23 protein-coding genes are annotated in these 21,344 nt (G+C 41.4%); 20 read left to right on the top strand and 3 right to left on the bottom strand.

From position 1 onward, the window contains the following. Nucleotides 1–43: 43 nt before the first annotated feature. Nucleotides 44–1,354 carry a DUF4062 domain-containing protein gene (locus tag B0181_RS07845; RefSeq protein ID WP_078276959.1) on the bottom strand — a complete coding sequence of 437 codons (1,311 nt, stop codon included), beginning with the start codon at nt 1,352–1,354 and terminating at the stop codon, nt 44–46. Beyond that, nucleotides 1,351–3,153, bottom strand: a complete 1,803-nt coding sequence (locus tag B0181_RS07850) for a hypothetical protein (RefSeq protein WP_078276960.1) — start codon at nt 3,151–3,153, stop codon at nt 1,351–1,353. Before B0181_RS07850 ends, B0181_RS07845 begins: the two co-directional genes overlap by 4 nt. A gap of 97 nt (nt 3,154–3,250) precedes the next feature. Here B0181_RS07850 and B0181_RS07855 point away from each other — a divergent pair, with 97 nt between their 5' ends. From B0181_RS07855 to B0181_RS07925, 16 genes are all read left to right on the top strand, one after another. Then, nucleotides 3,251–3,487: a hypothetical protein gene (locus tag B0181_RS07855; protein ID WP_143821586.1), complete on the top strand. Its 237-nt coding sequence runs from the start codon at nt 3,251–3,253 to the stop codon at nt 3,485–3,487. Nucleotides 3,488–3,521: 34 nt separating this feature from the next. Further along, nucleotides 3,522–3,872 carry a hypothetical protein gene (locus B0181_RS07860; RefSeq protein WP_078276962.1) on the top strand — a complete coding sequence of 117 codons (351 nt, stop codon included), beginning with the start codon at nt 3,522–3,524 and terminating at the stop codon, nt 3,870–3,872. Nucleotides 3,873–4,073: 201 nt separating this feature from the next. Next, nucleotides 4,074–4,733: a hypothetical protein gene (locus B0181_RS07865; RefSeq protein WP_078276963.1), complete on the top strand. Its 660-nt coding sequence runs from the start codon at nt 4,074–4,076 to the stop codon at nt 4,731–4,733. Between the two features lie 663 nt (nt 4,734–5,396). Next, nucleotides 5,397–5,921 (top strand): single-stranded DNA-binding protein, encoded by a 525-nt coding sequence (locus B0181_RS07870; RefSeq protein WP_078276964.1) that lies wholly within the window; start codon nt 5,397–5,399, stop codon nt 5,919–5,921. After that, nucleotides 5,915–6,514, top strand: coding sequence for a 3'-5' exonuclease (locus B0181_RS07875; protein ID WP_245953289.1), 600 nt, complete (start codon nt 5,915–5,917; stop codon nt 6,512–6,514). The genes B0181_RS07870 and B0181_RS07875 overlap by 7 nt, the downstream gene beginning before the upstream one ends. Before the next feature lie 301 nt (nt 6,515–6,815). After that, on the top strand, nt 6,816–8,462 hold the full coding sequence (locus B0181_RS07880) for a class I SAM-dependent methyltransferase (protein WP_158078953.1): 1,647 nt from the start codon (nt 6,816–6,818) through the stop codon (nt 8,460–8,462). Between the two features lie 190 nt (nt 8,463–8,652). Further along, nucleotides 8,653–9,138, top strand: coding sequence for a hypothetical protein (locus B0181_RS07885; RefSeq protein WP_078276967.1), 486 nt, complete (start codon nt 8,653–8,655; stop codon nt 9,136–9,138). Between the two features lie 11 nt (nt 9,139–9,149). After that, nucleotides 9,150–9,461, top strand: a complete 312-nt coding sequence (locus B0181_RS07890; protein ID WP_078276968.1) for a hypothetical protein — start codon at nt 9,150–9,152, stop codon at nt 9,459–9,461. Further along, nucleotides 9,458–9,733: a hypothetical protein gene (locus B0181_RS07895; RefSeq protein WP_143821588.1), complete on the top strand. Its 276-nt coding sequence runs from the start codon at nt 9,458–9,460 to the stop codon at nt 9,731–9,733. Before B0181_RS07890 ends, B0181_RS07895 begins: the two co-directional genes overlap by 4 nt. A gap of 182 nt (nt 9,734–9,915) precedes the next feature. Further along, nucleotides 9,916–10,068 carry a hypothetical protein gene (locus B0181_RS12115; protein WP_158078954.1) on the top strand — a complete coding sequence of 51 codons (153 nt, stop codon included), beginning with the start codon at nt 9,916–9,918 and terminating at the stop codon, nt 10,066–10,068. 12 nt (nt 10,069–10,080) lie between these two features. After that, a complete protein-coding gene (locus tag B0181_RS07900; protein WP_078276970.1) occupies nt 10,081–10,317 on the top strand; it encodes a hypothetical protein in 237 nt (78 codons plus the stop codon). A 340-nt stretch (nt 10,318–10,657) separates the two neighbouring features. Next, on the top strand, nt 10,658–10,990 hold the full coding sequence (locus B0181_RS07905) for a hypothetical protein (RefSeq protein WP_143821589.1): 333 nt from the start codon (nt 10,658–10,660) through the stop codon (nt 10,988–10,990). A 30-nt stretch (nt 10,991–11,020) separates the two neighbouring features. Continuing rightward, a complete protein-coding gene (locus B0181_RS07910) occupies nt 11,021–11,824 on the top strand; it encodes a hypothetical protein (protein ID WP_078276972.1) in 804 nt (267 codons plus the stop codon). Between the two features lie 811 nt (nt 11,825–12,635). Beyond that, nucleotides 12,636–13,094, top strand: a complete 459-nt coding sequence (locus B0181_RS07915) for a DotD/TraH family lipoprotein (RefSeq protein WP_078276973.1) — start codon at nt 12,636–12,638, stop codon at nt 13,092–13,094. Between the two features lie 21 nt (nt 13,095–13,115). Further along, the gene (locus B0181_RS07920; protein WP_078276974.1) at nt 13,116–14,261 is read left to right on the top strand and encodes a type IV secretory system conjugative DNA transfer family protein; all 1,146 of its coding nucleotides are present in this window, start codon (nt 13,116–13,118) and stop codon (nt 14,259–14,261) included. Beyond that, a complete protein-coding gene (locus B0181_RS07925) occupies nt 14,248–15,579 on the top strand; it encodes an ATPase, T2SS/T4P/T4SS family (RefSeq protein WP_078276975.1) in 1,332 nt (443 codons plus the stop codon). Before B0181_RS07920 ends, B0181_RS07925 begins: the two co-directional genes overlap by 14 nt. Before the next feature lie 69 nt (nt 15,580–15,648). Here the strand turns inward: B0181_RS07925 and B0181_RS11930 are convergent, their stop codons facing one another. Further along, nucleotides 15,649–15,906 carry a hypothetical protein gene (locus tag B0181_RS11930; protein ID WP_143821590.1) on the bottom strand — a complete coding sequence of 86 codons (258 nt, stop codon included), beginning with the start codon at nt 15,904–15,906 and terminating at the stop codon, nt 15,649–15,651. Here B0181_RS11930 and B0181_RS07935 point away from each other — a divergent pair. The 4 genes from B0181_RS07935 to B0181_RS07950 all read left to right on the top strand — a co-directional run bounded on the left by B0181_RS07935 (nt 15,878) and on the right by B0181_RS07950 (nt 21,164). Then, nucleotides 15,878–16,921, top strand: a complete 1,044-nt coding sequence (locus B0181_RS07935; protein ID WP_078276977.1) for a hypothetical protein — start codon at nt 15,878–15,880, stop codon at nt 16,919–16,921. The genes B0181_RS11930 and B0181_RS07935 overlap by 29 nt on opposite strands. Further along, nucleotides 16,914–17,855 (top strand): hypothetical protein, encoded by a 942-nt coding sequence (locus B0181_RS07940; protein WP_143821591.1) that lies wholly within the window; start codon nt 16,914–16,916, stop codon nt 17,853–17,855. The genes B0181_RS07935 and B0181_RS07940 overlap by 8 nt, the downstream gene beginning before the upstream one ends. Nucleotides 17,856–17,857: 2 nt before the next feature. Beyond that, entirely contained in the window at nt 17,858–19,603 is a 1,746-nt protein-coding gene (locus B0181_RS07945) for a secretion/conjugation apparatus DotM-related subunit (RefSeq protein ID WP_078276979.1), read from the top strand. A gap of 184 nt (nt 19,604–19,787) precedes the next feature. Then, on the top strand, nt 19,788–21,164 hold the full coding sequence (locus tag B0181_RS07950) for a hypothetical protein (RefSeq protein ID WP_078276980.1): 1,377 nt from the start codon (nt 19,788–19,790) through the stop codon (nt 21,162–21,164). The last annotated feature ends 180 nt before the right edge of the window (nt 21,165–21,344 follow it).

Raw genomic sequence — 21,344 nt, forward strand, 5'->3', positions numbered from 1 at the left:
AGCTCTTCACCATACAAGCAGAATGACACCTGTTTGTATGGTGTCATATCTCACTTAAAACCCTTATAGCAACCTCAAATCTTTCGGAACGGCTATATTCTTTGCAGTGTAAAGCGATTTTGATTACTCCCTCGCCATCCTTCTTCGGGATTAAAGAGTAATCCTCTATTCTTACACATTCTTCATGCATTAACTCTTTGAGATTGATGACGATTTTATTACCTTCTGTATAGTGCAAAAAATTAGGATTTGGTATTTTCTTCAGTACATGCATAGACTCATTGACTACCATATTAGGTGCCTTTACTGTTTTAAATACATCCATGACAGAGCTGTTTAAAATATCCAATGAACTAATTACGCTACCAGGATAAGACCTTTTACTCCTTTCATATTTCTCATAAGCTAAATCAATTGGATTTTTTATATTTTCAACCTGTTCTAACTTGTAATTCCAATCGGCGATAAGGGTGTTAATATCTTCATCCTCCTTAACGCTCACAATATCTGGGAATTCGATAATCACCTTCGTCTTTTCAGCCAAACAACTTCCTATGTTGGCCAAATCAATCACTAATGGTAAAGATTCATGGGTGTGTTTATGTAGTTCAGTCTTTAAAGCATCGTATTCATCGTAGTTAATACTTCCAACCTTATCATTGTACTCATCCACCATCTTTTGGGATAAAAAATCTTGGAGATACTCCGGGATTTCTGTTATCAGGTGGTGTCTAACAACAGTTTGATTGCAAGGCAGAGTTTTTAAGGTAATATCCTCCCCCTTATTGATCTTTAGCTCTAGTTTTGGTGTGCGCGGTGCTGGCTCGTTACATGGTGCTATTTGCGTGCCATCAGCTCGGATCCAGCCAACTAATTCATTTTCAAAATTCTTTTCAATATAGCGCAAACTTTTAAAAACAGCATTCTGTAGCTCGGTAGAATTTTTAAAAAATTCGACCATATTGTTAGTAACTTCCTGTCTGAAACCCTGTAGGAGTTCAGGATTGTCGCGCTCAATATCCTTTACAGCAAGGTTTGGGAGTAATGTCTCGTCCATAACGATGCAAAATGAAGGCTTTCCTAGCTTTTTAGCGTACTCATATTCAAGGTGTGTGTAACTCTTTCCAGTACTTGGATCAACCGAACCGTAACGACCGCCCAATATCAACATATAAATATCGGAGTCGTCAATCCATTTCTTGATTATTTCCCACTGACTTTGATTAGAGGCAGCAAATAATTCCATTCCTGCAGGAATATGTCCTTCTGTCAAAATTGCCTCGACAGCCGCTTGTCTTTGTTCTATTAGGTCAGTATATGTTGAACTAACAAACACTTGGTAACGTTTTTTCATCTCAAACCCTTAAACTTCCCCAGTCCACTCAACACCCAATCACTTGTTTCCTCATTCATGTGCTTATACTTGCCCACAACAATATTGCTTGCTTTTACCCCGTTAACACCAAACTCATCATAAATGCTTTGTTCAAGACGGCCCTTATTATCTTCGAGTATATTTACCAGCATTTTAAGCGTATAACCTCTGTCCCAATCAAGTAGAAACCTCTCTTCGTCCAAAACCTTAACAACAACTCCACTTGAGCTTTGTTTGTCACGAGATTCGCAATCCAGGAAGTAGTAAATAGAACTATCAATCTGCAATCTAAGAATGTACACAGACCGCGGAAAACTACCTTTGTTAAGAACAATCGGTTCAACTATCTCGCCTTGTCTTTCCCCGAGTTTATCGCAGCAATCAATCTTCACTTTATGATAACCGTGAAAATTAGCATTCTGCTTGAGATGTTGTGCATACTTCAAAAGTCTTTGGTATTGACTGTCAAATCCAGTTATACCAAATTCATCTTTTTCGCTATCAACCAGCGTAACTTGAAGCAGGCCAGTAGTGCCACCTGCACCAATTCTATGGCCATCGGTATATCCTTCAGGTGGTGGCTCCATTACCACTCTTGTGGTGTTTGCACGCAACTGTTCTTCTAAACTGATATTTTGATTTCGAGCTATTGTTCGTGCATCGCCCACGGTCTGTATTCCCTGTCTGACGACAGCTACATTTCGATTATCAGCCGTTTCATCCTTTAGCATGATTTCATTGTTTGCAATATCATGCATTAAAATTTTGGCAGTGTTGCTTTTGGGATAGTCATACTCCCCACTGGCTGTGCGTTTTGCTCTATCCACATCATAAAAAACCGTTTCGCCTTGTGGCATTGATATACCTGTAATTTCGGTACAAAGCAGTGTTTTGTCATCAATAGCAATGTAATTGCATAGTAGGTGAACAGGCTGACTGTGGTAAGGCACAACTTTAAGATAGCTATAGGAATACCCATGATTCTTTAGGTTGCTGGCGAAATTCTCACGAACGCGAGCATTGAGTTTTCTAACCACATTTTGCGTGTGGTGGTCATTTTTGAGGTGGTACAAAAATACAGAATCAGCCACCAAGAGTTCATCTGGAATAAATACCGATTTAGGGCATGATGGGTTCCTATAATCAAGATGCAATATATCGCAAACATCATCCCATAAGTATCCCAATAGAGTGTTTGAGATGCTTTTTGACACCCCGTAATGTGCTTGAAGAAATGTTAGTGGATGGATAATTATTAGTTTTTCAGCACCGTTAATTGATGCAGGGACGGTTAGAATTGTGTTGAAGTCTTGAAAAACAAATCGACTGTGACCTTTGTTATCTTTATTTTTTGAAATATGATAATGTCTTTTCAGGGATTCTGGAAAATCTTCATTGTGTAGATTTTTATACTCTATGTTTGTATCAACGGAACCCTCATACCCTACATCCCTTAACATAACAAGAGTGTCGCTAGATGCTAGTAATTTTGAGCTGCAAGTCCCATTAATCCAAACAGAGCCAATAGGCATCTTTGGAATAAGCTCAATAGGTATCACAGCTCTGGTATAAAATTCACTTTTTTGATTAACAAAATAAACTTCGACTCTGATACTACCATTTCTGATACTACCATTTTGTTTGTTTGTTAGTCTTCCATACCAACTAACAATATATGGAGTATTAGCTCGAAAATCTTGAGTTAAAAATTCCTGAATGTTAATTCTGTTTTCGTAATGATGATAGGGTAGTACTTGAAATCTTTTAAAACTGCTCATGCAACATCCCCTTCATGACATTTATTTTGGGTAAATGACATTAATTTAGGGATTTGACAGCTGCATTGTGGGCTTTTACTATGCAAGCAAAGCGCAGTTGCGCAACGAGTACAAGATAAAGCGTATCACCGCCCAAGTGCTAGAAAAAGCCGAAAAAACCATGCAAGCTGAACTTGACGCACTGGAAGATTGGCTAAATGGCGAAGTATATGCTTGGGCTATCAAAGACGAATGCGGCAACTACCTTGATGGTTGCAGTGGCTACCTTGATGAAGAAATTTGCCAAAGTGATTTACAAGAAGTCTTGTCAGAATATGGCGTGGAAGCCGCCTAAGTGATGATGGACTTATTGCGGCAAAGGTGATATTATGTTCAAAGATTTTGAAAAGTTCACTGCACAAAATTTGGAGGAGCTTGATAAAATGATAAGTATGGCAAAAATTCTAAACGATATTGAGCTTGATAAACAAAAATTCCAAGCTGAACGAGAAGCCGAGCGAGCAAAACTGGAAGCTGAACAGGAACAAAACAGAATTCAAATGGAATTGGCACGTCAAAGATACGAGATTGACCGCCAAAAGATTGAAGCTGAAGTTGCGCACATCAAAAAACAAAACCAGTTTTTTCCATGGATAGCTGTTGCGATTGCTATTATTGGTACAGTTGGGGTTACAATTAACGCTATTGGACCACAGCTTGTAGAACATTTTCTTAAGTAACCAAAACCCGCCCAGTGCGGGTTTTTTGTTGTCTGGCAGTTGTGCGCCTTGGGTGGATTGACTAAATAGCAGCCTGCGGTGATAAGCGATTGTGGTAAGCCTAACGGCCAATGATGGGGCTTGGATATATGGTTTTCTTTCTAGTGTCTTTTCCATCTTATTATACACCCATCAACCAAACAACCTTACGGAGCATACCCCATGGCTAATATTTCAACCGCTTACGGCACAGTAACCGTTAAATGCAAAGACCGCAAAGGTCTAGCCCTGCTTAATAAAGCCGTTCAATTCATTCATAATGACACTGTGGCAGGCAACTACGGCTTTATGATTACACACATTGACCCTGCCAACGTTATCCAGTTAGAAGACGGTGAAAGCTATCATTTTACTGGCGTTGGTCGATGGGAATTTTCAAACGTCATGAAATATTGGCTTGATTGGCTAGATGAAGACTTGCAAGCCAAACTAAAAACGTTTGACTGGGAATTGCAATTTGAGTACACCGATTGGGAGCCAGGCAATCTGCAGCTAGTGCAAGAACTTTTCATTTGTGGCAGTTATGAAGAAGACTACAGCCGAGTGGTTTATGCTCAGTTGGTAGAAGGTGAAAACCTACCTTACACAGCCGAAAACCTAAACAAACATGGCTTTGTAGATTATGCAATGGACGGTTCGCCTGCATTTTATAATGATATTGCCGAGCTGGCTCAAGACGTTTTTGATGTTGATGAAGTGGACGGTGGTAAGTTGGTACAAGATTATCCACAAATTTTTGAGAACCAGTGCTACCACGATTATGAAGAGCTGATGTGCGCACTAGAAGACATTAAGGACGATTATTTGAGTAAAATGGAGTAAATAAGAGTTTCAAACCTAAAATACAACAAACCCTAAGCCAACCGCTTGAGGCTATTAACAGCCCCTTGAAATCTACCTAAACCTACTCTTTGCAGACAACGGTGAAGTAGGAAGAAAACACCAAGCCTACATTGAGTAGATTTGGGTAGGTTTTTCGGAACGGAAATTCACCAAGCGTTGCAATCGTACATTGCAAGCGTAACTAATCAAGCGGCTGCATAGTCGCTTATGTGAAAAAAGGAAAAGCAAACCGCCCTATATGGGCGGTTTTTGCAGGCGTGATATATTTGCGCCATAAACATGATAACCTTCTCATGTTCAAGATTCGTCAAAACGTAAACATGATAGTCTAAAAAGGGAGCTTTGCTTTGCGTAGAACATGCGCGGCTATCACGTTCGTGATACGGCTTATAAGACATTGATTTATAACGCAAATCTTGTTTGGTAAACTCACGAAATTATCAGACAAAGGGAGAAATGCTTTGTTTTATTGAAATTTCTGCAGACTGGGCAAATCTAGCATAGACAACCTAAGCCTAACGGCAGACCTGAAGGGGTTTGGGCAGTTGTTTCGTCTTTCTGCGCTCTTTCTTGTTCTACTATATACCCATAGCGAACGACAACACCGCTATAAACCAACAACCAACTATAGGAAAATGAATCATGCTTAATCGTGTAACTCTAATCGGCAGCCTTGGCAAAGACCCAGTTATCCATAATACCCGTGATGGCAAAGGTAAAGTTGCCACACTTTCAATCGCTACCAGTGAGCGCTGGACAGACCGCAATACAGGCGAGCGCAAAGAGCAGACCGAGTGGCACACTGTAAAGTTTTTTGGCAATCTTGCAGAGATTTGCGAAAAATTCCTTGTGAAAGGTTCAACCGTTCATGTTGAAGGTTCATTGGTAACTAACCATTTTGTTGATAAAAACGGTCAAGAGCGCAGTCAGCTACAAATTCGTGGCACGATGATGAATTGGGTAGGTGGTAATCGCAGAGACCCAAAAGCACCAGCGAACTTTCAAGCGCAAAACGGATTTAATCAACAGCGCAGCCACAATGGCAATCAAGCACAAAATTTCAACCGCCAAGGTCAAAACCGTGGCTTTAATCAACCAATGCAAGCCCAACAAGCACAAGCTCAGGCAAATGCTTTTGTGCAAGGCGATGATGTTTGGGGGTGGTAATTATGCAATACGGCAAAACTGTTTTGGTGAGCATTGACGTAGAAACGCTAAGCGCAGACCCGCTTAGCGCAGCCCTAGTAAGCGCAGGCATGGCTGCTAAAGTATTGGGCGGTGAAATGCTGGACACCTTCTATGCAGAAATCGACCCTAAGTCTGCTTTGGGCTATGGCACGCAAGACGATGAAACGCTTGCATGGTGGGAAAAGCAAAGCGATGAAGCCAAAAGTGCGCTAAATCGTGGCACAGACAGCGTAGAAAAGGCGTTGACCGCCCTGCACCAAGCCATCACACGCATTGGCGAGCTTTCTGGCGGTGATTTTGTGGTGATTGCACGAGCACCGACTTTTGATTGTACGATTTTGCGTCAGCATTTCAAACAACTGGGCTTAGATACGCCTTGGCATTATTGGCAAGAACGAGACCATCGCACCTTTGAAAGCGCACTTACACTTGCAGCCAATTGGTCTACCATGACTTATAAGCAATTTGTACAAGGCAATGTGGCGCATGACGCACTAAAAGACGCTTTGGCACAGCTTAATTATGTTGACTATCTAGTAAATGCAGTAATGACTGTCAACGAAACCATCTAAATATTTGTACGCCATATAAGGACGATTGGCGACTACCAGCTTACTCATTGGTTCACAAGGACGTGGCTTGCTTTAGAAAATCCGCTAAAGCAAATGGTTGTGACGGTCGATTCACCGCCCATTAGTGGCGGTGTTTTTGTATTGATGATTTGTGGTGAGCGGTGCGCACCAGCCGCTATTGCATGACAGATAGCAGACATGGAAGCGCTAACGCGGTGGGTGGGATTTGGATATTATGGTTTTCCTGCTCTCTGTTTTGCGCTCTATTATGTCTATATCAACCAACAACGGAGTAACCGCCATGACAACCGCCCTGCTTGTTAAAGAGCTTAAGCAAAATCAAGAAGACTTTGAGTTTTATCCAACGACAGCCGAAATGATTGAGGCAATCAAAAATGACTTAGATACGGCAGAAATAGGCAGCCGGATAACCTTGTTTGAAATTGGTGCTGGCGATTGCCGTGTCAATCAGGCTATAGCAGATCACCTTGATGCGAAATCTGTCAGAGTGGATATTTTAGCCATTGAAAAAGCAATCACGCACATCAAAAACTTCCCAAGAAACGTTAAATTTGTGGGTGCTGACTTCTTTGAAACGAATTTAGTTGCTATCAAAAGCAGCATGGTATTTTGCAACCCGCCATACAGCGAATATGAATGCTGGATGGAGCGCATTTTAACCCAAACCAATGCTAGCGTTACTTACTTTGTTGTGCCACAACGCTGGCAAAACAACGACGCTATCAAACAAGCGCTATCTGAATCAAAAATGACCGCTAAAGTTATTTTTGAGGGGGATTTTTTAGAAGCGGATAGAAAGGCGCGCGCTAAGGTTCAAGTGGTGCGCGTATATAAGGCGCAGGGCTTGCCAAAAGGACAAAAATTTTACATTGGTTCAGCCACATCTGCTGATGTTAAAAGCACCCTTTTTGATGGGTTTGATGAAGCCAAAGAAATCAATGAAAGCCATTTTGATGAAGCGCAAGAATTGATTGCAACAGGCGGTTGCATTGATTCTATGGTGGCATTTTATAACAAGGATATGGATTCCTTGTTCGAATCTTATAATGCGATGGCTAAAATGGATGCACGCGTCATCAAATTGCTGAACGTTAGTAAGCATACGGCCATCGAAGCTATTAAGCAGGAAATCAAAAACCTGAAAAATGCTTACTGGAGTGAGTTCCTAAACCGCTATGAGCCGATTACGCGTCGTTTGACAAAAGACAGCCGTAAGAAATTGTATGAGCAAGTGCTCGATAACGCAAAAGAAATTGATTTCACTGCCAAGAATTGCTACGCAATCACCATGCTTGTGATTGACCGTGCGAATGAATATGTAGACACGCAAATCAAAGACTTATTCGTCAAGCATGCCAATTCTGACAATCTAAAGGCATACAAGTCTAATCAGCGAGTTTTTGAGAAAGGGGACTATCGTTACTGCCACCCTTTTGCAAACGATGAAATCATCAAACATTACGAATGCTCAAAGCTAGAATACAGATTGGTTTGTAACTGGTATATGTCGCGTCACAGTTGGGAAGTTAGCGCGGCTATGTACGACGTCATCAACGATTATAGGGTCGTTGCACGCTCTTTAGGACTTGGTGGCTGTTTGGTTTTAAATTCGCAGGATGATTTGTCAATAGGTAAAAAATTAGTAGTCAAGCGCATGGACTTCAATGTACCACAAGATGAAAACTTGTTTGATATTACCTTTTATAAGAAAGGTACATATCACATCCGCCCAAGCCAAGAATTTGCACTGCGCCTAAATATTGCGATTGGTAAATTGTTTGGGTGGTTGCATAGCGCAGAACAAGCAAGCCATGAACTTGATGTCGATATTGAGCAGGTTGCACCAATCTTTGAGAAGTCAAACAAAATCATGTTTGAGCAGTCTACAGAACTGCTGGGCATTGGCTTTGATGGTGAAGCTGCTTAAACTATTCACAAGCCCCATGCGATGCAAGCATGGGGTATTTTTTTGGGCGGTAGTAAATATTGTGCCAGTCATAGCAAAAAAGACATCGACGCGCTAACGCGGTGACTGGGTTATGGATTATGTTTTTAGTTTTATCCCCCTCTTTGGGCTTATCATAGCTACATCAACCAACCACAACGGAGCAACTGCTATGAACACTCAACTTCAAAACCAACTGGCTGTAATCGTCAAAGACCTAGCAAGCCATGTAGACGACAGCTATGGACTGGACGGCATTACCATTTTCCTTGAGCAAAGCGACCAAAACGTCAAAAGATTGGCGCAACAACTGGAAGATGGCGAAGAAACGTCTTTGTCTTATCGCTACTTTGACATTTCTATCCTAATGCTTGATAAGATTTGTGCGCATTTGGATGAAGACTATCATTTCAAGCACATTGTATCTTACATCATTGATGAGCTTTCATTCGCCAAATGGCAAAAACATAGTGCAGAAAATATCAAAGCCGCCATTCGCCTAGCCTATTTGCGTATGTTGGCTGATATGGTTGAAGAGCTTAGATACACTTATTACCAAGACCGCCTTCCCCTTGTTGCTGGCGTGTACCAAGGCAAAGCGTTTGATAGCATTCACGGACTGTACGAAATGCTGTTTCTTGATGGACGTGAAAGCTAAATGGTGGTATCATGGATAACGTAAATGATTTAGACCTAGAACAACTAAACATGAAGGAGTTGGAGCGAATGGCTGCCATTGTCAATATCAAGAAAATTCATTCTGAAAACATTGAATTGCAGGCGAAAACCAACCAAAGCCTAGCAACTATTGAGCAGATTAAGGCAACTGTAAATAAAATGCAAGCCGAAACTGAAAAAGCTAGAAAAGAGACTTCTTGGTTCCCTTGGGTACAAATTCTGACACTGCTAGCCACGCTTGTTACTGGTCTTTTGACTGGTGGTGTTGCCATGTACTTTTTAACCAAACTGATGCCAGTTTGACCCCACATTGCCACGCAAAGCCCTGCCTTACGGTGGGGTTTTTTGTTGTCTGCGATGTGCCAATGGGTGTGTTGCAATACATGGTAGACGAATACGGATTTGAAATTGTTGGCTATGGCTATCGCACTGGCGACCTTGGCGAAGCTCTTGCGATAGATATTTTTACAGTAGACGGCATTGTTAAAAGTGCTACTGAATGCAGCAAAGATGGGGTAGACGCGATTTGCGCCAGACATCAAATTGAGAGACCGTTGTACGAAATCTGTCAGTAACTTACTTGAAGCCTAGCCATTGAGCTGGGCTTTTTTTGCCTTTTGTTTTGGGTGATTGTGCAGTGATGGTAGGTAGACAAAGACAGCCTAACGGCAAACTATTGGGGCTTGGAAAATGGTTTTGCTCTTTGTTTGCCTTGCGGGTTTATTATGAACACACCAACCAATAAGGAGTGCAACCCATGACGAATTCAAGTGTTTTTGGCTTTTCAGTTTACGCTGTGATGTTCTTTGCATTGTTTTTTGTTGCATTAAAATCATGCGATGCAGAATACGAAAATCAACGAGCTTACATCAGCCAGTACAAGCAAGAACTTATGCAAGTGAGCGAGTAAAGGGGGCGAATTATGCAAGGTATTGATTATGATTTGGTGCCCTGCCACATCAGCGAGATTAAAAGTGGCGATACGGTTTTGGTGGATGGCAAGCTGAAAACCATCAGCCAAAGCAACATTAAAATCAAAGATGGCATGATGACTTTGTGCGGTGATTCTTATCATTTGGGCAACAAGCCAGTGCCAAGAGTGCGGATTAAGCGTGCAGTGTCTCAGAGCGTATCGCCCAAAGGTTTTGTGTATTGTTGAGCGAGAAAGCGGTTGTGATTGCAGCCGCTTTTTATTTTAGGTGGTGATGGTTTTGCAAGCTTTTAAGAGCTTTTGGGGACATGGGTGGGTGCGCAAATTGTGCAGATGGTTGTGCAAGATAGGATAGAAGTATTAAGGCTAACGCCATAGGTGCTTGGGATATTTTTGGTTGTTTTGCTTTGTTTTCTGGTTTATTATGTGGGCAAGGTTTGAAAAGGAGCGAATAATGAGCGATGATACTACCACACAATTAAGTTTTTCAGAAAGGCTTGGTGAGTCGTTTGGGAGGTTGTTGTTTATGAGAAACCCGCATGGTTTTTTGTGGGTGTTATCAACAATCGTGCACAGCATTACCGCAAATCCAAAGATGAGTTTGTGGCTGTATGTGAAGAGTTTTTTGGTGAGTGTGCTACTCGTTTTAGTCGCCCTATTCTTTCATGATGTGTTCACATCTACGTCAATTTATGACAGAACACAGTCGGGATATTTTTCATCATTGACTTATAATTTAGTCAAAGTCTTTGCATTTCCTTTGACAACTTTTGTGTGGATTGTGATGTGTTGTGGCTATTATAAAGGCAGACAAAATTATCAATTCATGCAAAGAGCTGGCATCAAAGATGAAGCTAAGCCAAGCAAAAACCAAAGCGAGCAACAAAACAAACCATCATAAATTTGAATTTAAAAAGAGGATAAAAAAGTTATGGCAGGCAAAGAATTTGCACCTTATGTAAGAAACGAAGAAAGGTTTAAGAACCATGAATTGATGCTTGATAATTTCAGTATTTATTGTACTCCGAATCTCGATTATGATAAAACTGTGGAAAAATCTGTGGACATCGAAGGCGTGGTTTTAGGTTTTCAAGTAGAGCCTACTGGCAACTTATTCACGCTGCAAGTGGGCGATGATTATTACAACGAAGAGGTGTATGTGCTCACAGAAAAGTGGGTGAGGAATGAATCTAAAGTGCGCGTTGCTGGTCCTTTGGTAGAGTATCAAACCACTCAAAGAGATGAGCATGGCGTTAAACATCCAGTCACTTTAAAAGTGGTTGTGCCTGATGAATGGGAAGTGCTGATGGATTCAAGGTTTGGTCTTTGTCATCTTGGAGTGCTCTTTCCAAAGGAAGCTGATTTGACTTGGCGCGTCAAAAGTCTTAAAGAAGTGATTGCTTATCAGTGCCAAGATTTGGACTGGTGGCACAAAGACATTGTGCTTAGTCTTCCACCAGATGATCAATGCACAGATAGAGAATTGTTGATCAAAGAGTACGGACGTGGCGTCTTAAAAGACAAACAAAAAGAGCTTCGTGAGGCAATGAAATCTCAAAGAAAATGTATTGAAGCGTATGGTGAATTTCTAGAAAGACGAGAGTTTTTTAGAACGCAATTAAAACAAATGATGGGTGAAGAATACTCTATTACAGACACTATCTATAAAGGTAATTGCCTAAAACGCATCGAACAAAGATGGGAAGGCATGCGCAAAGTTAAAATTTACCTGTAGGCTTTCTTGGAAAAGATTAAAGACTTTCTGTAAAAAGAAGGTCTTTTTTTATGCAAAAATGCGCTTAGATTTGAACTTGCAAAAGTGGGTGTATTCCCCCTGTTACATCGCTGTTTTTTACACCCAAAAATCTTCATAAAAAACACGGGTTTTACTCACTGCTACATAAAACGGGCTTTATACTACATAAAACCAGCATACGACTACACAAAACAAGCCAACTGCGTCATAAAACTGGCTTAATGCGTCAAAAAACGAGCATTCTGCGACATAAAATCAGCATTTTACTGCATAAAACAAGCGCCCTACTACATAAAATCAGCTCACCACGTCATAAATCAAGCCTTTTACAACACAAAACGAGCAGACAACGTCATTAAAACGGCTTATTGCGACACGAAATCAGCGCATCACGACATAAATCAAGCACACCACTACACGAAACAAGCCAATCAAAGCATAAAATCAGCCGTTTGCGTCATTAAATCAGCATAAAAAGACACAAAACCAGCTTATCACTACACCAATCAAGCCAAGCACGTCATAAAACAAGTTTACTGCACCATAAATCAAGCTCTGTAGTGCACAAAACCCGATTTTTACGTCTTAAAACCAGCAGCAAACGACCTAAAAAGAGCGGCACGCTACACAAAACCAGCCTACCGCGTCAAAAAGCAAGCTTTTAGCGCACAAAACCTGCAAAAATGGCTATTTTTTGAACTTAAGATATGCTAATATGTGTATGTAGTTATAGTGTACTTTGATACACCTTATTCAACTCAAAACCCAACCACTCATCTAGGAGTTTTTTATGCAAAAGCGATTTTTACCATTCGTGATCGGTGCTGGCGCAGTGGCACTGACTGGCTGTGCGACCACAACACATCACATCAATCAAGCGAACGTGCAGAGCTATTCACCCGTTGAAATCATCGCACAAGAATCACAAAAAGCCGCCACGGCAATGCAAGTTTTAACCAAATATCGTCAAGCACAATCTCGCACTTTGGACATGCGCCAAGCAAGTTTTGAGAACGATAAAGTCTATGTAGACTACATCGGAAAACCAAGACAACTGCTTGCAAGTGTGGCAATTAAGTACGGCTATCGCTTCATTGAAGTGGGCAATGTTCGTGATTTAGACACGGTGAATTTCACAAAAGTGCATGGCACACCAGAAGATATTTTGATTAATTTGAATGCGAAGCTTGGCGACACTGCAAGCATTGCAATTAACAAACAAGACAAAACCATCACACTGATTTACTAATCAAAACAGGCAAGTCAAAACATGAAACCAGTCAAAATATTTACAACATTATCGCTGTGTTTAGGTGCGATTTTTGCAACAGGCGCTTCTGCAAATTGGCATTTTGATTCAGGAAATCAAACTCATTTTTCAAGTGCAGAAGACTTTCTAAAAGCGCAATCTAAGATTCATCGCATTGCAAAATCAGCTGAAGATATGCAGCAGTCTGTGCATTTAAAAGCGATTGAAGATTATGCAAAAGGCGTAGCGATGCAAGCAAGTATTCGCAGCAACATGCGCCAAATTAATAATTTGATTGCTGCAAATGCACGCAACTTGGATGCGATTTATGACTTCACTCCGCTTATGATTCAGGGCCGTGTTGTGCCGCCAGTAGTCACTGAAGCGACAGGTTTATACAATCAAAATGGCAGAATGCAAGTGCGTCTTACTGACCGAGTTTATGAAATTGCCAAGCAAGCTCACATCAGTTCTACTGCTCCAAACTGGAGAGACTATTTGCAATTTTCTAATGAAGCAGACGCGTATCACGACTACATTTATCTAACCGCTGGACTAAAACCGAACGGCATTTTGGAAAGAAACGTTTGGGAAAAAGCCACAAAAGAAGGCTGGCAGCTTGGGCAAAAACAAGCCAATACCATCTTGCTAGAAGCAATGGATAGACTCAACCGAGACTACATCGGCATGGTGAGATTCCATCAACTTGCAGCTAAAGGCAAGTTAGATATGCCTGCGCTTTCCTCTTATAAGTTGTCAGACAATACCGATGGTATTCGTATGCTGATGGGTGAAGAGCTGCTACAAATTACTTCATTGCCAGAGTTCAAAGTAGAGCCAACTGGTGTTAGAAAAGGCAGTAGGTACGATTTAGATACCCAAGGTCCTTTACAAAATCTGACACTCATGGAACACGACACTGCGCTCGAAAAAGAAAACGATCAGCCAGTAATTGAACAAACAAATAAGGCGGTTAACGAACAACCAGTTGTTGAAACACCACCGCAATACACCATTGTTGATCAGTACGAAACCAGAGAAGAAGGTCAGTATTTGGTAAGCACAATTCGCACAACAGTCATTGGCACAAAACAAGATGTTGTAGAAGAAATGCCTAACCACGACCAGTCAGTAAGCGATGGTGTAACCCAAAATGACGTTCAATAATTTGCTAGAAAGTCATGACATTTTAGAAGAGCACGAAGAGGTGGCTGCTGTCACCTCCAATGCCGCTGCTGACCTTCCAAAGCTACCTTGGCTAACAAATTATCAAGACCCGCAGTTGTTCAAAGAAGGCGAACTGCAACCTATTTATGCGCTATTTAATGAAATATCGCACCAAAAAAACGTATCGGATGTAATCATTTCACCGGGCTTGCCGGTGATTATTAAAGTCAAACGTAAAGGCTTGTTTGCAATTACCAAACGCACACTTGACTACTTAGAAGCAGCAAGTTTGGTGCGTGTTATCACCAATAACCAACATGCAATTTCGACAGTTAAAGAAGGCATGCCGCTAAGTGGTATTGGTCGTTTGATTCAAGGCGATGTGGTGGATTTGCACGCAGCAGAAACATATGTTGAATATGCGTTCCAAAGAAAAACGCGCTACCGCTATGAAATTGTTGGCTCATCATCTGCTGAACAAGAGTCATCTTTTTCGATGGTATTGCGCCCTATTCCATCAGAGCCGCCAGTATATTCAGACTTAAATATTCCATTGGATTTTGTGAATGATTGTATTGTTACGCAGGGCATTGTGATTATCGGTGGTGCAACTGGTGAAGGCAAAACCACCCTACTTTCATCAATCATTCGCTACATTTTAGAGAACGACACACAGATTAAAGGCAACATCATCACGCATGAAGACCCAATCGAGATTGCCTATGACTTAATCAAAAGCCAACATTCTTATGTAACGCAATCAGCGATTGGTCCACACATTAAGACCTTTGATTTGGCAAACAGTGCTGCCATGCGTCGTTCATCAGATTTAATTTTGGTGGGTGAGCTTCGTGATAACCAATCGGTTGATAAAGCCGTTGAATTGTCATTAACAGGCCACCCAGTGTTTGCAACCACGCACGCAAGTAACGTTTCGGCCATCTTGCCACGCCTGCTTTCGCGCTTTCCAAAAGAAATGCAAACACAAAAATGCTTTGACATTATTGAAGCGTCGCGCGTATTCGCTTCACAAAAATTGATTTGGACAACGGACGGCAAAATCATGGCCGTGCGAGAACATTTAAAGTTCACTCCCCCGCTGCGCGCATACTTAAAACGCTATACAGACGACCCTACAATCGTTGCAAGAAAGATTTCAGGCATCATGGCTAGGGGTTTGTTTGGTGTGGTGAATTTTGAAATGCAAGGCAGGGATTTGCTTCAAAAGAACATCATCAATGTTGAAAACTACCGACATTTGGTAGACGCAACAGACCCATTAGACAAAGAAACTTTAGAAGCTTTAGACGAATGCTAACGATAGGAGACAGCAAAAATGAGACACGGTCATTGGTCGCAAAGCAGCCGCGAATTTACGATTTTTGGGCTACCAGCAGGTCCTTGTATCTTGAGTATTGTTTTTATTTTGATTGCAACTAGAGGCTTCCCATTGTTCTGGTACATCATGTTTGGTATGTGGGCTTACTATATTGTATTTGTTTTCATTTTGAAAATCAGACCGCGCTACAGCATTCATTTGATGAGAACTTGGCTGGTTGGCAAAGATAGAAACGCCAAGAACGAAAACAGTTACCTTCAATACTAAAGGATAAGCCATGCAGCCAAATGCTTTATCGGTCATCATAGTGCCACGCGTTGATGGTATTGAATTTTGTATGTTTGCAAAGGACAAGCCTTTAAAAACTGAAAGCAAATCAGTGAATATCACCACTGATATGCAAATGAAAAAGCTGTTGCCATTTGGGCAAGAGTTTAATTCAGTGATTGACTTAACAATACCAAACAGCGAATCGAAAATTCAATATTTGATCCACAACGCCCTGCCAGCAAACAAGTGTATTGAGATTGGTGAGTATGCCGGTGTGTTCTCATCTGCTGAACGCATTAAGGCTTTGGCTGCGCTTTGTGTAAAGCATTTTCCTTCTATGTTAGAAGCCTATTGCCAAGAACATGAGATAGCCAAAGATGGTTTGCAGCAAATATGGCTCTTAGTTGCATGTAGCACGCCTGCGCTGCCAGCCACTAAAGAAGAAGAGCAAAAGTACACAGACGCTATACAAGAGTTTATGGATCTGTGCACAGCTAATATGGGTCTGGCCGATACCCAAATCGTAGGTACAGTCGTATCATTACATACAACTATCATTCCCCATATCCTTGAGCAAACACAAGTATCACCCTATGGATTTATCTTGGTTGATGTAGCTGACTCGCAAGCAATCGCCATGGCTGTATCGCCTGATGGTTGTGCACTAGATGATTGCATTGTTATGCCTGAATGTGGTTATAAAGAGCTTTTATCGCAAGTCGCTAAAGCAGCCAATGAATCAATTGGACGCGATATTGCTTTCACTAGAAAGACGTTGACATCAATTTATGAGACTGGTGTTGTGGGTGCAGTGGGCAGCCCTTCTTCGCGTGATATTAAAGAGCAAATCAATGCCATCAACACCGAATTTTTTCAAAAATTGCAGCAAGGTCTAACTGCATTAAATCACACGCCAGCTTCTATTGGTGGTGTCGTGTTTTGTGGTTATAACCCGCAGATAATCCATTCACAAGATGAAAATACAACATATAACTTCATTGAATTTTCATATGCGCACGCATTAGCTAATTGGGTAGCGAATAATGTTTGAATTGCCAAAATATTTGTCTATTAAAATCCCGCAAAGCGAAAATAGCCTTATCGCTATATATCGTTTTAGATGTGCTTTAGATGAGATACCAACCGCCCTACTCCACCCTTGTGAAAAATTAGTGTATCAAAACACCTACCACAAGAATGTGCGCAGTAGATACTTTAGATGCATGGACGGCTTGTCTTATGCACTCATTGGTATGGCAAACCATCAGCAGACCTATACCGTGCTTAAAAAGGGTTCTGCGGCCAACAGACGTGCATTGAAGCAATTGGCTGATACCGTAGGCAGAAAAATGTCAAAGAACACCAAAGCAAGCAAGAACCTTGCAATGGTGACAGACGACAATAACTTTAGCCCTTTTTATTACACCTTGATGGGTGTAAAGCTGGTAAGTGCCCTTTTGTATTATGCCGCACAATCAATTGATAGCGGTGATTTACGCTATTGGAAGCATTTCCAAAAGCTCTTGTCATCACTAGGGTTATTCCAATCTAAGCGTGCCCCGGACTTATCTTTGCTTTCATTAGTGCGTATCAGCGCCAGCACAACCAATTATCTACCAGAGTTTTCATTCAGTATTCATGAAGTAGATGATAATGAAACGTTGGTCTGGCGTTATGAGCCTTCAGGAACGCCTTTATCGGTGGCTGATACTCCAAAAGTAGCACGCTCTGCTAAAGCAAGCACCATCGAGAAAAGCCCAAATAAAGCTGACAAAGCTAAAAAGGGCGCGCAGAAGCATAAAGCCAGTGATCAGAAACCTTTAGATGCCACACCTGCCAGTCCAACTGTGCCAAATCAAACACAGCAAGCAGCTGATGGCAAAACCAATCAAAATATAACCGATGTGCTCCCAATGAGTAAACCGCAGGGTAAAGCAATGGCAATACCAGCGGTATTCGGCCGACAAAACACAAAAGGTGAATGATAATGAGCACTGCGCCAAAACACAGTAGCAAGCCTTCTTCACCGCCACCATCAAGCGGAGGTGGTGGCGGTGGCGACAGCAACGATATTTTAAATATTGTTCTCGGTATCTTTGCATTGGTGGCGATGTATTTTTTAAATACGTCAATGTCAGCAATGACGCCATTCGTTTATTCGATCTTTACTTATCTACCGTGGATGGCGGCTCATTACTTGGGCAGAATAGGCTTAGTTTTAATGCTTCTCATTTACGCAGCCGTGTGTGTGATTGTAGAAGCCATATTCACCCATAGAGACTTAGAAGCAGCAAAAAAAGGACGCGTCTTATCAGCACAGCGTGGACGTTCAATGTTGTTTGTAGCACTGTACTTCTTTCTACTGGCAGCATGGCACACCTTCGCCAGCGGCCCACCGCAAGAGACGGGCTTACTATGGCATGTATCGGTACTATGTAACCCAGAAGACCCGGGCAGCCCTTATACAACCTGCCAAAACGGCATTGGCTCGTTTTTTGGGTCGGGCTTTTTATATGTCATCACTGCTATGTCTGTACCAAGTGTATTGCTGGTAGCACTTTTTGCGCCGCCACTTATTCGTGGCACGATTGCTTTATCTTCAGAGCACCCAGAACTCTCAATGCGCAAACAAATCAAAGGTTTTGATTCTTTTTTGGAGGCTTCAAGCGAAACTTTTCCGCATTTGAAGTTCTACAAAAAACTCAATCCTAATAAATACCCATTTTATGAAGGGATTTTTGCAAGATTGCTAAGAAGTCGTACCTTTGCTGTACAAAAAGGTTTGGTGATTGGTTTTATTCAAAGACCTTATAAAATCAGCGAGGTGCGTAATACGGGCACAAAGCCCCTGCTATCAGAAGATGGCGAAGAAGATTATAGCGGTAGAGACAATGACCTTGTTCCTATTTTGGATGACAAAAAATTCAATACTGAAATGCTAAAACAGCTTGGCAACCCTTTTACTGGTATTGAAAACCTATCTCCAGCTGAAACAGTGATTATGGGCACTATCATTGGACAATGCGCGTCAGCAGGTCCTGTGAATAGTGAAGATAGAAACAAAGCAAAAGAATGGGCTGAAAAACGCTCTAATGCGTTTTGGTCGTGGCTGGGTGATGTGGCACTAGAAAAAGCCAAAATACCTGCGAAAAAGTATACGGCAGCCATGAAAGCGAAATGGCCTGATGGTTATGATTTAAGCGCCCTACCCCCTATTGAAGAGTATCCAGAATTTAAAGAGTACCAAAGATACATCTATTATTGGTTTAATCGTTCTGAAGAAATCAAAAAAATCCGTAAGCAACATGCTTATACGCACACTATGATTTTAGCCATGTTGGTACGCTCAAGAGATGTGGGTACTTTGCAGCCAAGTATTTTTAGATGGCTAAGATTGTACGACAGAACCCTATGGGCTTTGGTGCAAAATTCGGGTCGTGGTGCGGTATTCGCTGAAAACATTGGTTCTGTGAGTCATTACCATGCAGAACTTAAAGCTGGCTACCGTTTGAACAAGCCAGATTTTAATGCCGCTTATCAAGGCTTGATGGAGCGTTTGTATTCTTTTTCATATACCAAAGAAGATTTGCGGTTGTTTGAAAAAGGTGAGCTGACGTACATCTTTAGAGAAGACCCGCCAATGATTGAATTTAAAGAAGGCGAAACCTACGAAAAAGAAAAAGGCGACATCAATATAGCTCATGATGACGATGACGAAGATTTGGATTATTGATTTTTTGAAAGTGTCCAGATATGGACACATCAAGAAAAAACGTTTAGGTAAATCTGTCCAGATTTGGACAGATTTCACAAGCCATCAAAACCGGTAGAAGTGTGTCCATATCTGGACACATCAACCAAAAAGTTAGCCACACTTAAAAGTGTCCATATCTGGACACCAAAGAACGAGAATCAAAATGTTTGAATTTTTAACATTACAAAATAGGAAGGCGCACCCTTCTGACTTCTTGGAAGTCGCACAAAAATATGAAAAAAGATATGAAGTTTTATCGTATCTTTTAAAGCTCAAAGTAATTGCTGAAACGGGGCTTTATACCAAAGACATCAAATTGTCAGTTGCGAAGCGTGAAAACCGTTTGTGCGTCGTTGCAGAAAGCTTAGGCAGTACAACCACCAAACAAGCTTCTGATGTGCTAAATGCTTACATCGACGACAGCGTTCAATACTATCATACATTAAAAAGCATGGTGTACGCTTACAGTAAGACCATCAAACCCTTTGCGTATGACTACACAGACCAAAATACATGGCGCAATCCGAAGCATTTGCTGCTCATGATGATTTTAGATGTGTACCTGCGAAATATTGACCCACACATTCAAAGTGCAGCGACCTTCCCAATTTATGAATTAGAAAAAGACAGTCTGTCTATCAAGTGCTTTAAAGGCATGGTGTTAGAAGGCGCAGAAATCACACGCAAAATATTTAATGGTACGCTTGAATATCGTCGCTTTGATTATGAAAGTTTTCCAGAGCCATTTTTACGCGGCAGATTACATAACTTTTCTCAAGAGCGATACGAAGAAGAATGCTCAAAACTTATCACGCGTATCGGACAAATTGTTCAAAACAATATGTTTGAATTGCAGGTAAACAGAACCAAAGAAAGCGACCAAGCATTTGCTATACTCACCGAACCTTCACAATGGGCATTGTTATTGGCGCATTGGGTGTCGTACAACCATACCTATTTTACGACAGCGGTTTTAGGCAAAGCTAAGCAAGCGTCAGCAGTTAGAGAAAGAAATCGCGGTTTGTATTTTGCGTTGCAATCACTAGTGCCAGCAGTTAATTGGATTTTTGCAAATATTAGAGGGAGTATTACATCATTAGCAGACACCATGCTGAGGGCTTTTGATGAATATGCCACAAGTGCCATTGAGCAAAGCAAAGAATACAATTTGCAGCCAATGCTGCTGCCAAATGAACTAATCAATCTTCTTGAACGAAACGATGGTTTTGCACGCCATGCAGCAGCCAACATATCACTTAATGATGAACCATTGCAATTTAAGCTATTGTTGGAAGCATTTGTGCAGATGATGAATATTTATCAAGACATTGAGACGCAGGCAAAACAGCAAAGCAAGAACGAGCCAGTTATCAATTTGATTGCAAGAAAGCGAGTGCCGCTGTATTACAAAGCACTGGGTGCGCAAAGTTTTCAAGAGCGCTTAGATACTCTAGGTGAGCGTCTTGCTCAAAATAAAACCCAAGACAAGCCATCCTATTGTCACAACCTTGCAGGCGTGCTAAATGTGCAAGTGATGTAAAAAGTGTCCACATCTGGACAGATGCTTTGGATCTGTAAAAAAAAAACAAACGCAATTTAGCCAGTGTCCATATCTGGACACGCAGGCTGAATCAAACCAAAAAATATAGAAAGGTGAAAGTGTCCACATCTGGACACAACCCAAAAAAACACAACATGTGTCCAAATCTGGACACGAACG

The organism is Moraxella caviae (assembly GCF_002014985.1).
Lineage (GTDB): Bacteria > Pseudomonadota > Gammaproteobacteria > Pseudomonadales > Moraxellaceae > Moraxella > Moraxella caviae.

Excerpts from the sequence above, each read along its gene's own strand:
- B0181_RS07950 (WP_078276980.1), top strand. The coding sequence starts at position 19,788 with ATGTTTGAATTTTTAACATTACAAAATAGGAAGGCGCACCCTTCTGAC.
- B0181_RS07940 (WP_143821591.1), top strand. The coding sequence starts at position 16,914 with ATGTTTGAATTGCCAAAATATTTGTCTATTAAAATCCCGCAAAGCGAA.
- B0181_RS07845 (WP_078276959.1), bottom strand. The coding sequence starts at position 1,354 with ATGAAAAAACGTTACCAAGTGTTTGTTAGTTCAACATATACTGACCTA.
- B0181_RS07925 (WP_078276975.1), top strand. The coding sequence starts at position 14,248 with ATGACGTTCAATAATTTGCTAGAAAGTCATGACATTTTAGAAGAGCAC.
- B0181_RS07850 (WP_078276960.1), bottom strand. The coding sequence starts at position 3,153 with ATGAGCAGTTTTAAAAGATTTCAAGTACTACCCTATCATCATTACGAA.
- B0181_RS07920 (WP_078276974.1), top strand. The coding sequence starts at position 13,116 with ATGAAACCAGTCAAAATATTTACAACATTATCGCTGTGTTTAGGTGCG.
- B0181_RS07860 (WP_078276962.1), top strand. The coding sequence starts at position 3,522 with ATGTTCAAAGATTTTGAAAAGTTCACTGCACAAAATTTGGAGGAGCTT.
- B0181_RS07885 (WP_078276967.1), top strand. The coding sequence starts at position 8,653 with ATGAACACTCAACTTCAAAACCAACTGGCTGTAATCGTCAAAGACCTA.
- B0181_RS11930 (WP_143821590.1), bottom strand. The coding sequence starts at position 15,906 with ATGATGACCGATAAAGCATTTGGCTGCATGGCTTATCCTTTAGTATTG.
- B0181_RS07865 (WP_078276963.1), top strand. The coding sequence starts at position 4,074 with ATGGCTAATATTTCAACCGCTTACGGCACAGTAACCGTTAAATGCAAA.
- B0181_RS07880 (WP_158078953.1), top strand. The coding sequence starts at position 6,816 with ATGACAACCGCCCTGCTTGTTAAAGAGCTTAAGCAAAATCAAGAAGAC.
- B0181_RS07900 (WP_078276970.1), top strand. The coding sequence starts at position 10,081 with ATGCAAGGTATTGATTATGATTTGGTGCCCTGCCACATCAGCGAGATT.
- B0181_RS07935 (WP_078276977.1), top strand. The coding sequence starts at position 15,878 with ATGCAGCCAAATGCTTTATCGGTCATCATAGTGCCACGCGTTGATGGT.
- B0181_RS07890 (WP_078276968.1), top strand. The coding sequence starts at position 9,150 with ATGGATAACGTAAATGATTTAGACCTAGAACAACTAAACATGAAGGAG.
- B0181_RS07910 (WP_078276972.1), top strand. The coding sequence starts at position 11,021 with ATGGCAGGCAAAGAATTTGCACCTTATGTAAGAAACGAAGAAAGGTTT.
- B0181_RS07915 (WP_078276973.1), top strand. The coding sequence starts at position 12,636 with ATGCAAAAGCGATTTTTACCATTCGTGATCGGTGCTGGCGCAGTGGCA.
- B0181_RS12115 (WP_158078954.1), top strand. The coding sequence starts at position 9,916 with ATGACGAATTCAAGTGTTTTTGGCTTTTCAGTTTACGCTGTGATGTTC.
- B0181_RS07870 (WP_078276964.1), top strand. The coding sequence starts at position 5,397 with ATGCTTAATCGTGTAACTCTAATCGGCAGCCTTGGCAAAGACCCAGTT.
- B0181_RS07945 (WP_078276979.1), top strand. The coding sequence starts at position 17,858 with ATGAGCACTGCGCCAAAACACAGTAGCAAGCCTTCTTCACCGCCACCA.